Source organism: Paraliobacillus quinghaiensis, from assembly GCF_003426025.1.
Classification (GTDB): domain Bacteria; phylum Bacillota; class Bacilli; order Bacillales; family Amphibacillaceae; genus Paraliobacillus_A; species Paraliobacillus_A quinghaiensis.
The window spans coordinates 1-15,808 of the sequence record NZ_QJSH01000006.1 but is presented as its reverse complement, the minus strand read 5'-3'; the positions used below and the strand labels follow the sequence as shown (position 1 = coordinate 15,808).

The window sequence follows — 15,808 nt, the reverse complement described above, 5'->3', positions numbered from 1 at the left end:
GATTATTTATACAAACCAGAACACATGCCTAACATGTCTAAAAACAGAATTTAATTTCCAAATCTTATATTAGAACCTTAATGTGCAGAAAAAAAGCAAATACCTTGTCAACAATGTGAACATCAAATCATTTTCACTACTCCAACCTTGAATGTTAGTTTAAAGTAGAAGGCTTAAATCGTTTCAATCTTAATGCATTTAATAACACGGATAAAGAACTAAAAGTCATCGCCGCAGCTGCAAACATTGGACTTAATAACGGACCTCCAAATAGGAATAAGATCCCCATTGCTACCGGAATACCTGCTGTGTTATACGCAAATGCCCAGAATAGATTTTGTTTAATATTTCTAAGTGTAGATTTACTTAATTGGACAGCTGTTGGTACATCCATTAAATCGCTCCGCATCAGAACAATATCTGCTGATTCCATAGCTACATCTGTACCAGACCCAATTGCAATTCCAACATCAGATTGAGCCAGTGCTGGGGCATCATTTATTCCATCTCCTACCATTGCTACTTTCTTACCTTCCTCTTGAAGTTTTTTCACTTCACTAGCTTTGTCTTCTGGTAACACTTCACTTAGTACACGATCAATTCCCACTTGTTTAGCAATTGCTTCAGCTGTTCGTTTATTATCACCAGTAATCATCGCTACTTCGATCCCCATTTGGTGTAGCTTTTCGATTGCTTTCACACTATTTTCCTTAACCGTATCTGCTACAGCTATTATTCCAGCAATTTGACCATTCATCGCAATATACATCGGGGTTTTACCTTCATTTGCTAATTGATCAGAATTTTCCATTAGTTCACCTAATGAGATATTACGATCATCCATTAATTTCTTATTACCTAACAATAAGTTTTTATCATCTATTGTTACCTCAATACCATGACCAGGGATGGCATTAAAAGCCGTTGTCTTCATTAATTTCAGTTGTTTTTCGGTAGCACCTTTTACAATTGCTTCACCTAATTGATGTTCTGATCCCTTTTCAGCAGAAGCTGCTAATGATAATAATTCATCTTCTGATATACCATTAGCGGTAACAATATCTGTTACGATTGGTTTTCCTTCTGTTATCGTTCCTGTCTTATCAAATACAATAGTTTGCAATTTGTGAGTGGTTTCAAGTGCAACACCACTTTTTATTAATACACCGTTCTCTGCCCCTTTTCCAGTTCCAATCATAATTGCTGTGGGAGTGGCTAACCCTAAAGCACAAGGACATGCGATTACAAGAACAGAAATTAAAATCGTAAGTGAGAAAACTACAGATTGGCCACCGATATACCAAGCTAATCCAGAAAGAATAGCAATCCCAATTACAATCGGAACAAAGTAACCAGAAATCACATCAGCCATTTTAGCAATAGGTGCTTTGGAACCTTGAGCGTCTTCCACTAATTTAATAATTTGTGAGAGTGCAGTGTCTTTTCCAACTTTTGTTGCTCGATATTGAATTGTCCCATTTTTATTGATACTTGCGCCGATTACATTATCTCCTATATTCTTTTCAACAGGGATACTCTCGCCAGTTAGCATAGATTCATCAATTGCTGTCATACCTTCTACTACCACACCATCAACAGGCAGTTTCTCTCCTGGCTTGACAACTACAATATCATCTACCTCTACTTCATCAATCGATATTTCTACTTCTTGCCCATTTCTAATAACCTTAGCTGTTTTTGGAGCGAGACCCATTAATTTTTTGATTGCCTCAGATGTTTTGCCTTTGGTCAATGTTTCTAGATACTTTCCTAGCGTTATTAACGCTAGAATAACTGCTGCTGTCTCAAAGTATAGATCGTTGGCATAACTAGTATCTCCAGAGTAAATCATAACAGTGGCAAATACGCCATAAAGCGCAGCTGCACTTGTTCCGATTGCAATTAAAGAGTCCATGTTTGGGTGACCGCGAAATAATGTTTTGAAACCTACTGAATAGATACTCCTATTTACAATAACTACTGGTAAAGTCAATATTGCTTGAATAAGCGCGAATGCTTCAGGATTAAATTCGGGATCAATTAATCGTGGCAATGGTGCACCGACTAAATGCCCCATGGCAATATAGAGTAATGGTGCAGCAAAGATTGCAGAAATCAAGAACCTCTTCCAAAGACTTTTAATTTCCATTTCCTTCTTCACACGATCTTCATCTATTGATTCTGATGATGAGCCGACATCTTCACGCGCTTCATATCCCGCACTTGCTACTGCATCGGCAATATCTGAAACTGTAACAGTAGAAGAATCATACTGGACATTCATTTTTTCAGTTGCCAAATTTACATCTGATTCAATCACGCCATCTAACTTACTAGTTGCTCTTTCAATCGTTTGGGCACAAGATGCACAAGTCATTCCTGAAATAGAGAAAGTTTTCTTTTCTGCATCTGAGATTGCCTTGTACCCTGCCTTGTCAACTGCTGCTTGAATGTCTTTTATAGAAGCTTCATTCTCATCAAACTCAACACTTAATTTTTCAGTTGCTAAATTTACACTCGACGATGCAACCCCTTGTAACTTTTTCGTGCCTTTTTCCACCGTTTGTGCACACGATGCACAAGTCATTCCTTCTATCTTTAATGTTTTTGTCACCATCTTACTCACCCTCTCATTAATTAACTAATTTTGCACTATACCCTACTTCACTTATCACATCTGTTATTTTATCCAAGGTTAGTATGGATTCATTATATTTAATATCAGCTGTACCTTTTTTTACATTAACTTTAGCTTTCTCCACACCATTTTGCTCTTTTAATGCTGTTTCAATTTTATTTACACAGTGTCCACAACTCATACCTGTAATATCTAAAGTTACTTTTTTCATTTCTTAAACACTCCTCTTATATTAATAATAATTCTAGTGGTGATGTCCTTTACATTGACATTGCCCTGGTACACAATTGCATTTCACTTCTTCTACCGCTTCACTTTTCTTCCTATTTAAAGTTTCTTCTAACAATTCGATATCATTATGACTCAAAGTGGATTCTGAAATCATGCTTGCTATGGTTTTACCTACTTCTTTATTACAGATACGATCAAATAGCCTTTGCTCCAACATTTTGACACTTTCGGTTTCATCAACAGCAGCAGTATATAGGTATCGTTTTCCATCTTGTTCTGTTTCTAATAACCCTTTTTGAACTAATCGACCTATTAACGTTTTTGCAGTTGCTTGCTTCCAATTTTTCTTAGAACGTAACACCTCTATAATGTCTTTACTAGTAGCTTGATGAAGCGTCCAAACTACACGCATAACTTCCCATTCTGCATCGGTTATTTGTGACTTATCTTCCATTTAAACACCTCTTTTTCGTTTACATTTGTAATCGATTAATGTTAGTTTACAATTGTAAACGTTAAATGTCAACTAAATTAAAACCATTTCATAAATCTGTCACATCTTTAGGTAGTGTGCATAATTTTAATTTAAATCCTAAAAAAATTAAAAAGGTGTGAATTAGCAAACTAATTCACACCTTTTAGGTTTTTCTTTCTTATAAACAATATTTTTGACTCCATATTAAATCACTATTCTTATTCTAAATCATCAATGTACTTCTTCATTTCTGCAATTTCTTCACGTTGCGCCTCTATAATTTGATCTGCCAGTTCTCTAACACGTGGATCAGTAATTTCAGCCCTTTCACTTGTTAAGATAGCTATGGAATGGTGTGGAATCATGGCTTTCATATAATCTACGTCATCAACAAATGTTTGGCTTCGAAGTAAGAAAAGCGAGACGGCAAATACTACGATACTTCCCGTTAAAATCCCAATATTCACTTTGCGATTCTTTAGCATATGTGTCATAAAAAGCAGCATGATGACAGCCATAGTTGCACCCATTAATAAGGCCATATAGGCTCTTGTTTCACTGAAAAATATGTGTTCCACTTTAAAAGTGCTCCAATACTTAAAGATGAACATAATGATGGTTGATGAAATTACCATTCCTGCAAATTTCCAATATGGCTTCATAATTTACCCTCCTCAAGTAATTTGTTTACAACTATTTATTGCCTTTTCTACAAATAGTAAACATTTAAGTTTAGAACCTACTGAATGAGTAAGAAGTCGTTAAAAAATTATCGCCTATAAATACTATCTCACTTAAAGATTTGCGATTAAGTAATAATGATTTTCATCAACTTTATTTGTAGTAACGTTCATTCCGATGCCTTCTAATTTTTTGACAAGTGGTTTTGCTTCATGAGGCACATGAATTTCAAATTCAATATCCTTAGGTGCACTTTCAACATATTTTAAAATATCATTACCTGGATGTTCCCCAGCTGCTGCTTGTACTCGAACATCAATAATTGCTCGGTTTCCTTTTAACTTAACTGCTAACAATTGAATCACCTCTCCATTTTCGATTTATAAAGTATAAAACCCACATTATAGTTTAATTCACCAATCAATAATCAAGACAACAAAATTGATAAATACCCCAATAATATAGTTGTTATTCCAATAATTAGTTTCAGCTTCCCTCGAGATAAAATAAAATCTCTGCTTAAACTGGTTAATAACTTCTTATTTGATAGAATAAACGCTAATATGAATACAGGTAAAACAAACCCTAAATTATATAAGAATAAAAGCGGATATTTTACAGTAAACGTTTTTTCCTGGATGATTAATAAAACTGCCATATAGATTGCACCTCCACAAGGTACACTGCAGAGGCCAATGACAATACCACTTAAAAAACTGCCAATTTTAGAAACTGGTTCACTGAACTTCTTATAGATTGGATGAAGAAATGCAGGCATTTTTATGATTGCTTTTTTATGTATGACAAAAACATCTCGAATCATCAAAACACCTAGAACGACTATGATGAAACCAGCAATTTGCAGTAATAGTCTTGTTTGTATAGCAGTGAGTCGAAACAACTCTAAAATACCAACACCTAATAAAAAATAAATAAAGAAAATACCTAACGCATAAAAGAATGCGTAACTTAATATTTTTTTTCGTTGTTTTTCTACAGTTAATTCGCCATCTATTCCTGCACCAAAACGATGTAACAGAAAACCACTCCATAAAAGCAGGGTACTAAAAGCACATGGATTAAACCCATCCAATATACCTGCAAGAAATATAATTGCAATTAAAAGTATAATAGATGTTGTAGCTACGTTGTCTGCAATTATATTTTGATCAACAAAAAAAGAAATGAAGAAAACTAAGAAAAAAAGAAATAAACTAGTCATTAACTTTAGTAATGATACTTTCAAAGTGATCAATCCTAATCTATGAAATAATTAATTTACCTTGCATCGATGGGTTTTCACGGCCACCACAACAAATATCACAATAAAATTCGTACTCTCCAGGCTTGTTAACTTTTAGTGTGATTACCTCTGTTGATTTAGGACTTAATCTATAATCAAAATCTAATTCATCACTTGCAAATTGATGCCATCCACCTCCATCCAAGTGTGCGGAATTGTCTGGATTTATTAATTTAATCGTTATTTCTTCTCCTACATTTGCATTAATGGTCGATGGATTATACCCTGACATTGATATTTCTACAGATTTCCCTATGGTTGAATCTTGCTCTCCAGCAGCAACAAAGTTTAATGTAATTGGTATGATAGCCCCAACAACAACTGTTAGCAGTATTAATTCTAACTTGTATTTTTTTAATATATTAAGCATTGACTCGCTCCTTTATAAAATAGTATAAATATCTATATCAACATCATTTTCAGGAGATTTATACTATATATACTTCAGAAGTTTTGATATCTCTTTTGCAACTTCTTTGTTTCTTGTTTTTACTGCTTCATCCATGTATTGTCTAATATAACTTTCTATTAATAACCCTGATATTTTTCCCATTTTAAATTGAGCAATTGTTAACTCGTTCAACCACTCTTCTTTGCCATCTTCTTCGCACATTACCTTTTTTTGCAAATTATTTAATTGAAATTCTACTTCTTCTAATTGAAAAGATATCAGTTTCTTGTTCATCGTTTATCTCCTCAAAAAACTTTTTCACTACTTCCTTATGTAACAACTTTAACTAATTATGAATATTGATAATTACTTTTTTTAAGTTTCGGTAAAAATCGAGGTACAAGATCCATATACTGTATATACTCGCTTCCAAACATTTCAATCAACATTTTTTCTTCTTGTTTCGCTAGTCTTACATAAATAAACATTAATATCGGTGACATTAGTAATGTTACTATAGTTGGCCACTGGACTAGAAATCCTATAATTGCCAACATAAAGCCGCTATATTGAGGATGACGTAGAGATTGGCGAACTTTTGGAGCTTTTACGGCTTTCTTAGTGGCATTATTTAGCGAGATCTTTGGTTTTCCTTTAACTATATATATTCTAACATCCGTTCTAGGTCAGAATTATCCGGTCTTAGATCCACAATCCATAGGCAACCTGTTGTTCACCATGCATACTAATTCCCCAAATCAATATTGACATTACTTTTTGGAAATATATCATTTTGTCATATTCTTATTTATACTTCTACTCTTTATTACGAGTTTAGAACAGATTCAACTTTTTCCCCTAAATTAAAAATGTAACTTATCACTTTTTTTATTAACTTAATTAGGAAATTTCCATCATTATCTGATTCAGCAACCGTTTCTTCTACTAATAGTTCCGGTTGAATTTCCTCCACTTCTTCTATTTTCTTTTTTAACTCAAAGGTACTATTAAATTTTGATTTCTGTTGATTTATAACCAATTTACCATTGGTTAATATATCTGGAACAATTTCTTCTCCTATCCTATTTGTAAAAAAAAGATCATTTGGGACTTCATACCTTTCTCCTAACACATTCACATATTCCTTGCCTTTTGCAATTTTACTCGTTTCAAAGTTTTTAAAACCATAGTCTAATAGTTTTGTTGTATCGTTATAAGCGGTCGGTTGTGATCCTTTTAATACAACAGCTATTAAGCTTATATTTTCACGTTCAGCTGTTGTAATTAAGGTGAATCCCGATTCATTAACATAACCTGTTTTTCCTCCATTTATTCCATCATATGGTACTTCTCTCATTAATTTATGATGTGTATATAATGTTGTGTTCCATGACAGACCGTTCCATTCTAATTGTTTCATTCCAAAAATATCTTTAAAGATTCCATTTTGCATTGCATACTGCGTTATTTTTGCTAAATCAGATGCAGTTGTTGTGTGTTTAGGGTCAAACAAACCATGTGGGTTCATGAAATTTGTGGTATTTATGCCTATAGTATTTTTTAAGTATTGGTTTATGTTAGAAGAAAATTTTTCAACACTTCCATCAAGGTGTTCAGCAATAGCTACTCCAGCATCATTACCCGAGTTAACCAATAACCCTTGTATTAAAGTTTTTAACTTCACCTGTTCACCTTCTTCTAAATAAACACTTGAGCCCCCTGTTCCATTTGAATTTTGACTAACTGTAACAATATCATCCAAGTTACCTCTTTCAATTGCATAAATGGCAGTAGCTACTTTGGTCAAGCTAGCAGGATACATTACTTTCTTAGGTTTTTTTTCTAATAGTACTTCACCTGTCGTAGCATCTATTAAAATTGCAGACTCACTTAGTATGTTTGGTAGAACGACTTCTTGTTGTGCCTCTACTTTCGGAATATTAAATTGAATGAATAGAACAATAGATAAAGAAAAAACGAGGAATTTATTCATGACTTCACCTTTCTAAATTAGCTTTTATATCTATTTACTGATATTACCTTAGAAATGTGCAAAAACTATGAAGTTTTGTTAGTGTAATATGCTTGTTAATTTGTAATCTATATGTAAAAATATTTAATACAAATTCTTCGATTTATTGCAGTATTCCCTTCATATCCCTTGAATTTTGGACATTAGTAGTATACAACCAATGTATACTTACAATGTAATTATCTCTGCATAAATCATAGAGAATAATATACTTCATCCTAAAAGAGAACAAAGTCCCCTAAAGTTAAACTGTAAAGAACATAAATTTACGCTCTTTCTTGAGTTTGACCATAGAGGACAAGATATTGTTCGCTATTCACTTTTCATCTCATATTTAAGATATAATGTACCAGTTAACCTTCTACCAAAGGCTTGGCATTTAAGATGTATCTTTGTGGTGCTTCACCAACATAACCAAACGGATAACAAGTTGTTAAGATTAACACTTCTTCTGGTGCGGTAGACTTAATTACCGTGCGATCATCCGCTTCTACAATTTGATAATCTACCATCTCATAAGTAAATTCTCCATATGGAAGTTTAATTACAATTTGTTCACCAATCTCTACTTTTCCCAAATTACGAAAAACTGTATCACGATGCCCAGACAATACAATCTGGTCGCTTTGTTCTGGATATGCGCTACTAATATAATGCCCAACTCCTTTGTCTAACTGCTTCGTTTCAGTCCCCTCAATAATTGGAAATTCTGCATCTATGCTAGGAATCTCTAATATTCCCACCGTATCACCTTGTTCAGGAGCAAAAGACTTAGCTTTATCAATTTGGAGTTCAGTATCTTCTACATTAGCAACAGGAGTTTGACTATCTAGAATACTTTTTGCTTCAAGTAAGCTTGCTTGTTCACCAACTTTCATATTGATCAACTGATAACCACCTATACTCAAAAATATAATACCAACAAACATTATCAAAAATGCTATTTTCCTCAAATCTCCACTCCTCACTCTGTTTACTAATAGAAGTGTAACTTAGCCCTGTACACCATTATAGATAAGTATTGATGCTGCTATTAAAGCCAGTACGATTAAAGTAATCTTTATAAAATCACTTTGCTTTAAGTTAATTAACTCCTGTTTTTTTATCAACCCTGATTTTTTACGAAACTTGATTAAAATAATTCCAATAATTATTCCTAATAGGCTCATAAGATGACTTACAGTAAATGGACCATAAACCACCGGATTAATCCTTGAAAATTCTACAATTGCTCTAATAATCATATAACCTATTATGTAGTGTAGAAATACCTGACCTGTATACGTAACACGTTTTAATCTCAACCATAAATACCCAAATAATATGTAATCCAGTATAAACTCATACGCTTGAGCCGGATGTAAATATTGATCATTTACATCCATCCCCCAAGGTAAACTTGATGAGATTGGACCTCCAAACACATCACATCCTATTCTAGCTATTCCTTGTGCTAATATAAGAAAAGGAGCAACTAAATCTAGTGTTTTCCAAATAGGAATTTTATAGTGTTTTAGGAGTAAGTAACCTGTCAATAATCCACCTAATAATCCTCCATGAATTGAAAGTCCACCATTGTGAACAAAAAATATTTCTAATGGATTTGAGAAGTAGAAAGAGGGATTATAAATAAGAACAAAAATTAATCTTGCTCCGACTACCCCACCTATCAAGGAATAAATTGCAACATCTAATAATTGATTATGATTCATCCCTTGTTTTTTTGCTTCTCTAATAAATAAGAATATACCGACTGCCGCGCCTATAGCTATCATGAATCCAAAAAAATAAAGGTTAAATGGTCCTAAACTAATTAATGGTTTCAACTTTTACCCTCGCTTCTAATTTTTCTAGTTCATATAAAATTTCACTAGTTTATTAGAATAATACTCTATAATTGTCAAGATTCTATGCATTTTAAAATTTAATTATTCTCTAATAAAACGAATGTTAAAAGAGGCAGCAAAACCATTAATATTCAGCTGAAATAATTGGTGAACCTATGGTGAAAGTTGTTCTATCGTTCCATGACGAATAACGACTTGCAATTTGTATATTTATTGGCTCATTACTTTGTATTTTAGAATGAAGTTGACTAGAATATCCAGTAAGACTTATCATATTCTTTTCTTTCACTCCTCCAGATGCAGTAGTTCCACCTAATTGCTCAAATATACCTTGCATTACGTTTTCTTGTTGTTTGTGATTCAAATTTTTATTAATGGCACCTTGTATATTCACTTGTATTTCAGGTTCAATAGTTATTTTTTTTAGTCTGTTCATTAAATAATTAAAGCTTCTAATGTACGTTTCCTTATTTGAATGATCACTCATTAAAAAGATAATAATATGCGCCTGATATGTGTCATTTTCATGATAAACTCCAACTAAACCCACTTGTATAGCTGTTTCTGGTAAGTTTTTAATATTAATTTTTCCTTCGTATTTAACTACCTCTCTGTTATCAGTCTCAGAGGTTAAAATTAAATCTATTGAAAAGAGTCTCTCCAATTCTGTTTTCAATCCTGTTAATTCACTATATTGATTATAAGTTTTAAGAACATCATTATAATTCAAAATGGTTTTATCTACTTTAATGTTGCTGCCTTCAAATGCATCTAATAGTAATAATCCATCTTGTTTATATTCTTCAGCATTTACTTTATTATCTCCATAGAAACAAATTAGTATTAACATAGAAATAAAAACAACTATCCAATTTTTCATGTTAAGTTTTTTTATCATGCGGACACCTCCTATTAATCTATAACTCTATTTTTTACTGGAACTAGAATTTTATACATATTTTATTCAATTGTAATTTATTTTCATGTGTAAAAACCTAAAATAGGCTATCAGCATTTGTGCAATTGGTAATTATCAACTTTAAAAGAAAATACAGTTATAAATAAAATACTTAATTAATTCCAATCATATCTAAATACAGACCAACATATATTAATGGACAAGGTTAGGAGGGATTTAATTGACTACTTCTTTAACAGTTATGTTACTAACAATATCTGTTCTTTATCTGATATTTTTGTTAAAAACAATTAAACATAGAAAGAGAATCACTTGTATGACGGGCATGATGATTTCGATGGCATTAGGAATGAGTATAGGAATAATAATTGGAATAATATTTGGAATAAATTATTCTAGCAATATATTTACATCGACTGTACTTGGAATGTTAATAGGTATTATTGCGGGTGTATTACCCGGGTTAACTATAAGTATGATGGCGGTTTTAGATGGGCTACTTTCCGGTGCAATGGGTGGAATGATGGGAGCAATGCTAGGAGTAATGGTGTTATCTGATTATAGAGACATATTAGTTAAGCTCATGTTCTTGTTATTTGTATTTACTCTCTTAATTGTATTTTATATTCTAAATCAAGAACTAGGTATCAACCATAAATCTATTCTGCACAATCACGTGGTAATGGCCATTTTAATAGTTACCTTTTTTGTTACTTTTAATCAACTAGGACCAGTATTCCCTAGAGACAATGTTAATCAACATGATGGTCATGGAGAGGAGAACCATGACTTTTCCAACCCACTTAAAGACTTAAAGGATTATGAACATGACTGAATAGTGTGACGTAAAATTACTTTATATTGGTCTCATATGTTGTAAGCTCTTTAGAAACGACGATTTAGACAGAGACTTTTGAGAGACATTATCAAATCAAAAAACCGCTGAAATAAATCAGACGACTTTTTCACCTATAAGTTCTTTAAAATTTGTTCATTTCTCCTTGTACATAACGAAGCTTTAACACATCTACAGGGCTATTATCAACTGTTGACTCTTGTTTAACTTTTTTGAAGCTAATAAGAAAGTCTTGGAATAACTTTTTACCCATCCTCATTAATTTAAACCTGCCCTTTCTTTCCATTTAATTAAATAAATATAAAAAGAAGCTTCCCAAAAGTTCAGTGAACTAATGAGAAGCCTCCAGAAAAACTCAATGTTAGCATTTCAATCTAGTCTTACATAAAACCCTTACTTATCAAGGGGTTTGAACGACAGTCTAGTTATAAGGGCTAGTCGCTCACGTCATAAGCAGTTCACCTTCAATGACCAAAGTAAAGGTCATTTACGGCGCTCTGCTTATGCGTGTCGCGCCTGACAAGCCCTTTCCGCTTCCTAAACTTACATCATGCCGCCCGTGTAATAATGGGGGAAATATATAAAAATATGTTCTAAAAAGCCTATAAGAACAATACTTCTATCTTTATGAATTCATTACAGATTGCTCATTTCAAACATAAACATGAGCAAAACATGAGCATCTTATAATAAAAGATCACAAAAAAATAAAATTTAACGTTTAAAGATTTTATTCAAGGAAGAGGTTAAAATGGACGTAACAAACAATGGTAAAGTGATTGTGATTAAAGTGTACTTTTACGATGCTGGACGCTAGTTAATGCGGTTAATGGCTGAACACATAGGAAGACAGTTACGCTGGCCAGAGGGAATCGGAAATATCGATGCAGAAATAATGTTAGCTTTCAGACAAAACATATCGTCATAAGCATCTCGTAAGTACTCTAACTTTGTTCAATACCTTGATAGTTAGTTATAGTTTCAATAGCTCCGTTTGGAAGTTTTACAGCCGTAAAAACTAAATCAATGTTTTTCACTGGTGTTCCAATATATTTGCCAAATCCTTCTTCCAAAAATCTTTGTCTTAAATCAAGCATAGCTATTCACCACCTCTCATCATTCCATTTTGTTTTTTTCTTACGTATGTATTTATCCAAGCGCTTGTGTTCATGATTATGACAACTAATACAAACAGACTCTGTGTTATCTAATACCAATGCTAACTCTGGATGTGTCTTAACTCTTTAAGATGGTGAACGTTTTGTGCTGAACTAACTTTACCTTCTCGTTTGCACTCCTGGCATTCGTAATTATCTCGTTCTAAAGCTTTAATCCATATTCCATCTTTACCATACCAAGCCTTACATTGATAAAACTTAATGAGTTTATCTTCTTTGATCAGCTACATAATCTTTTGAAGTTCCATTTATTCAACTCCATATAAAAAAGACACCCTATTTGGATGTTATATCTTTTAATGTTTTTTGAAGATTTTTTGTTGCTTTAAGTTGATCTTCTAATACCTCGACAATTTTACCTAGCGCCATTAGTACAGATCCTAGTACCAAACTTCCTACAAAAGGATTTAGTGCCCTAATCCACATATCTGTTAATTGTGGCTTTAACATTTCAATTTCTGCTTCATAAAGATTTTTGTGCTCATTAAATTCATTTCAAGTATCCCAATCAAATGATCCTATAATTCCCAAAGCACCTATTGTACCTAAAACAAAAATAGCTAATTTACAGTAAATTGTGTTAGTCATCAATATCCACTCCCTTAACTTTATATTCTAACTTATAGAATAATTTTCCTGCTTAGAAGTGGTTTATTTCGACATTATGTAGCAACCCCCGCCTATTGCTACGATTCCCTTCACGTATCCCATAAATAAAAGAAGCACCACGATTGGTGCTTCTTTTTATGCATTCAAGATCTCTTGTATTTCTTCTTTCGTAAAATATAAGTCGTGTCTTTCATGTCTAATACGCTTTAGTTCTTTTTCTTTTTGTATCATTCGCAATAATTTTTCCATAGATGGACCTGAACCGTGAGAATTAAAACCTTCTATTTTACCGATATCCATCCACTCTTTGTATTCATTAAACCTGCCAAGATCCTCTACTAAAAATTTATAAAATGAAAAATATCTACATTCTTGAAGATCATTTAAATCAAATCCTACAAACAATACTTCTTTTTCATTTATAGCATCCTTAGCTTCTTTGCTTTTTTCTCTTGAAAAATATAAAGAGCTGTACATGTCAAGAACATCAAGTACAAAACAACATTCTTGGCCGGTTACCTCTTCAGATAAACCATCTGTCGCTAAGCTATATCCCCAAGTGAAACCTTCACGAAAAGCATCGCGTATATTCTCGTATTGTTTTTTTTCGTATTCATCTTCAGTAAGTTTAGATAATATTTCGTATTGATTAGCTAATATTAGACGTTCTTTCTTTGTTAGTGACTTTTCCATTTTGTTTCACCTCCCTCTCATCGAAACACTTCGACAAAAGGAAGCATTTTCCTGCAACAAATCATAAAAAATGTACCCACTAATGTAGATTAGCACTGCAATCACACTAAATAAAATTGCTATTACTTATTATTTCTAAGTAATATTACGCTATTAGAGTGTCTGGCATAATCTATGTAAGCAACCTTTTCAGTAGGAATTGTTGAATTATTATTATCCAAATAAGCAATTATTTTTTTTTCAGGATTAAACGTTAACAGATTTTTAATTAAAATCTTATTTTCATTTTTATTACCATTTGTAAAACCATCCAATTTAAAAAAACTTATAAATTGGGGGAAAGTCTCAAATTGATTTAACCAAATCTTATTTTTATCATAAACATCTTTCAATTTGGATTCCTTTCCTAAATACCAAGAATTCAAATCGAATAAAAACAAATCAAATCTATCATAAAAATCATTTCGACCACCTTTAGCTTTATTAATAGATAAACTGTGGTGAAATTCATTATTAGTTGTTGTATAATCCTTTATCCATCTTGGAAAAAACATATGCCCACCTATTGTTCGCGATATTTTCAAAAAATCAACAATTTCTTCTTTCCCAATCTTAGCTTTTATCGCCCAATATACTGACGCACCAATATAATCCGAACCCAATCCAACTCGATAAAGTGACTTTCCCCCATTCAAAATCTCAATACGTACTTCATAGGTTCCATATTTATCTATCCAAACAACCTCGTCTTCTACTTTAATTATATTTCCATTAGGGAGTTCCTTCTTATCCAACAACCATTTTACTAAATCCTCATATAACTTTTTTGATTTAGCATCAGGGTCTTCTCTTTTACGCAAATCAAAGCTTTCATCAATCCAATTTGGATTTACATCTTTAAAATAATTCATCACCTCGACATTCCCCCAATAAAATTAAGTTTGTTTATTCCTTCTTAATACTCTTCAACTAAACTGCCATTTAATTGAACAAGGGTGCAAATCCTTATTGAAAATAAGCTCCCGTTAGCGTAATAAGGAATTAAATATAATCTAAATGCTGTTCACCATGAAAAATCTTTAAAATAAAATCTTTAGCAGGAACATTTAGCTTCTGATATGATAGTAAAAATTCCTTGTTATCATAAGGAACTTCAATAAAAGCAACGTCTATTTGACCTGAATCCCCAATATGCATTTCAGCATATGGAGCAAGAGGTTTGTAACTACATCCCAATGAACTTGGATTAAGGTAAAGTTTTTCCTTTGATTTAAAATGATGAACAATATGATGATGCCCGAAACAGATAACATCTGCTTTGGAGGTTTCATAAAATTTGTCAAGTTTATTAACATTAGGTTCATTATCAATTGATAAAAATTCATCTTTCTCATTTAGGTGATAATGTAAAAACAAAAAGTCTTTTCCATTTATTCTCTCACATTGTTTCTTTGGAATACTTTTCAAAAAGGGAATAAATTTTTCATCCAATCTTGATGCAACCCATTCATGATGCACCCTTTCCTCCCCAACACTGTTTGTTTCTTTTCCCTCAATAATTTTCAAAACAGCTTCGTCATGATTTCCCGTCACAAAAGAGATTTCTTTACGGGAAAGCAATAATTCTAAAACTTCATTTGTTTCATGACCAATACCTATTAAGTCACCGAGACAATAAATATGCTCTATTTGCTTATTTTTATCAATACTATTTAAAACAGCTTTTAATGCAGAACTATTCCCATGAATATCAGTAATAATTGCGATATTAGTCCCCGTACTAATCACACCCATCTATCTAAATTTTAAAATGTCTTCTTAAACAATCGTCAGCAATAGGTAAGCATTTGAGGTTATCTCCAGCTTTTCCCCTGCTCCACACGGAGCGTGCTAGTTTCCCAGCACTCCGCGTTCCATCTAAAGATATGTACTAAATTATAAGTTCCTAGTTACTC

The 15,808-nt window shown here is 32.5% G+C and carries 19 protein-coding genes; 1 reads left to right on the top strand and 18 read right to left on the bottom strand.

From position 1 onward, the window contains the following. Positions 1 to 154: 154 nt before the first annotated feature. The 12 genes from D2K40_RS05685 to D2K40_RS05620 all read right to left on the bottom strand — a co-directional run bounded on the left by D2K40_RS05685 (position 155) and on the right by D2K40_RS05620 (position 10,496). Positions 155 to 2,617 (bottom strand): heavy metal translocating P-type ATPase, encoded by a 2,463-nt coding sequence (locus D2K40_RS05685; RefSeq protein WP_117153845.1) that lies wholly within the window; start codon positions 2,615 to 2,617, stop codon positions 155 to 157. A 16-nt stretch (positions 2,618 to 2,633) separates the two neighbouring features. Next, positions 2,634 to 2,849 (bottom strand): copper ion binding protein, encoded by a 216-nt coding sequence (locus D2K40_RS05680; RefSeq protein ID WP_117153843.1) that lies wholly within the window; start codon positions 2,847 to 2,849, stop codon positions 2,634 to 2,636. Between the two features lie 33 nt (positions 2,850 to 2,882). After that, positions 2,883 to 3,323, bottom strand: a complete 441-nt coding sequence (locus tag D2K40_RS05675; protein WP_117153841.1) for a CopY/TcrY family copper transport repressor — start codon at positions 3,321 to 3,323, stop codon at positions 2,883 to 2,885. 239 nt (positions 3,324 to 3,562) lie between these two features. After that, positions 3,563 to 4,006, bottom strand: coding sequence for a DUF305 domain-containing protein (locus D2K40_RS05670; protein ID WP_117153839.1), 444 nt, complete (start codon positions 4,004 to 4,006; stop codon positions 3,563 to 3,565). Between the two features lie 132 nt (positions 4,007 to 4,138). After that, positions 4,139 to 4,381: an amino acid decarboxylase gene (locus D2K40_RS05665; protein ID WP_117153837.1), complete on the bottom strand. Its 243-nt coding sequence runs from the start codon at positions 4,379 to 4,381 to the stop codon at positions 4,139 to 4,141. A gap of 71 nt (positions 4,382 to 4,452) precedes the next feature. Further along, positions 4,453 to 5,271, bottom strand: a complete 819-nt coding sequence (locus D2K40_RS05660) for a cytochrome c biogenesis CcdA family protein (RefSeq protein WP_117153835.1) — start codon at positions 5,269 to 5,271, stop codon at positions 4,453 to 4,455. A 16-nt stretch (positions 5,272 to 5,287) separates the two neighbouring features. Further along, positions 5,288 to 5,698, bottom strand: a complete 411-nt coding sequence (locus D2K40_RS05655; RefSeq protein WP_117153833.1) for a cupredoxin domain-containing protein — start codon at positions 5,696 to 5,698, stop codon at positions 5,288 to 5,290. 63 nt (positions 5,699 to 5,761) lie between these two features. Continuing rightward, entirely contained in the window at positions 5,762 to 6,013 is a 252-nt protein-coding gene (locus tag D2K40_RS05650; RefSeq protein ID WP_117153831.1) for a hypothetical protein, read from the bottom strand. Positions 6,014 to 6,545: 532 nt separating this feature from the next. Then, positions 6,546 to 7,712 carry a D-alanyl-D-alanine carboxypeptidase family protein gene (locus D2K40_RS05635; RefSeq protein WP_117153827.1) on the bottom strand — a complete coding sequence of 389 codons (1,167 nt, stop codon included), beginning with the start codon at positions 7,710 to 7,712 and terminating at the stop codon, positions 6,546 to 6,548. A 392-nt stretch (positions 7,713 to 8,104) separates the two neighbouring features. Beyond that, positions 8,105 to 8,704 (bottom strand): class D sortase, encoded by a 600-nt coding sequence (locus D2K40_RS05630; RefSeq protein WP_117153825.1) that lies wholly within the window; start codon positions 8,702 to 8,704, stop codon positions 8,105 to 8,107. Between the two features lie 39 nt (positions 8,705 to 8,743). Next, positions 8,744 to 9,577 (bottom strand): prolipoprotein diacylglyceryl transferase, encoded by an 834-nt coding sequence (gene lgt / locus D2K40_RS05625; RefSeq protein WP_117153823.1) that lies wholly within the window; start codon positions 9,575 to 9,577, stop codon positions 8,744 to 8,746. A 145-nt stretch (positions 9,578 to 9,722) separates the two neighbouring features. Next, the gene (locus D2K40_RS05620) at positions 9,723 to 10,496 is read right to left on the bottom strand and encodes a YwmB family TATA-box binding protein (RefSeq protein ID WP_117153821.1); all 774 of its coding nucleotides are present in this window, start codon (positions 10,494 to 10,496) and stop codon (positions 9,723 to 9,725) included. Positions 10,497 to 10,737: 241 nt separating this feature from the next. On the opposite strand from D2K40_RS05620, the gene D2K40_RS05615 reads away from it, so the two are divergent. Further along, on the top strand, positions 10,738 to 11,352 hold the full coding sequence (locus D2K40_RS05615) for a hypothetical protein (protein ID WP_117153819.1): 615 nt from the start codon (positions 10,738 to 10,740) through the stop codon (positions 11,350 to 11,352). A gap of 145 nt (positions 11,353 to 11,497) precedes the next feature. Here the strand turns inward: D2K40_RS05615 and D2K40_RS16700 are convergent, their stop codons facing one another. The 6 genes from D2K40_RS16700 to D2K40_RS05590 all read right to left on the bottom strand — a co-directional run bounded on the left by D2K40_RS16700 (position 11,498) and on the right by D2K40_RS05590 (position 15,641). Continuing rightward, positions 11,498 to 11,632, bottom strand: a complete 135-nt coding sequence (locus tag D2K40_RS16700; RefSeq protein WP_268237311.1) for a hypothetical protein — start codon at positions 11,630 to 11,632, stop codon at positions 11,498 to 11,500. 685 nt (positions 11,633 to 12,317) lie between these two features. Continuing rightward, on the bottom strand, positions 12,318 to 12,470 hold the full coding sequence (locus D2K40_RS05610; RefSeq protein WP_188618797.1) for a hypothetical protein: 153 nt from the start codon (positions 12,468 to 12,470) through the stop codon (positions 12,318 to 12,320). Positions 12,471 to 12,827: 357 nt separating this feature from the next. Then, positions 12,828 to 13,001: a hypothetical protein gene (locus D2K40_RS16350; protein WP_162879145.1), complete on the bottom strand. Its 174-nt coding sequence runs from the start codon at positions 12,999 to 13,001 to the stop codon at positions 12,828 to 12,830. A gap of 294 nt (positions 13,002 to 13,295) precedes the next feature. Then, complete coding sequence (locus tag D2K40_RS05600; protein WP_117153817.1) at positions 13,296 to 13,853, bottom strand: YfbU family protein; 558 nt, start codon at positions 13,851 to 13,853, stop codon at positions 13,296 to 13,298. A gap of 122 nt (positions 13,854 to 13,975) precedes the next feature. Beyond that, on the bottom strand, positions 13,976 to 14,764 hold the full coding sequence (locus tag D2K40_RS05595; protein WP_373285562.1) for a DUF6994 family protein: 789 nt from the start codon (positions 14,762 to 14,764) through the stop codon (positions 13,976 to 13,978). A 130-nt stretch (positions 14,765 to 14,894) separates the two neighbouring features. Then, on the bottom strand, positions 14,895 to 15,641 hold the full coding sequence (locus D2K40_RS05590) for a metallophosphoesterase family protein (RefSeq protein ID WP_229666657.1): 747 nt from the start codon (positions 15,639 to 15,641) through the stop codon (positions 14,895 to 14,897). Between the last annotated feature and the right edge of the window lie 167 nt (positions 15,642 to 15,808).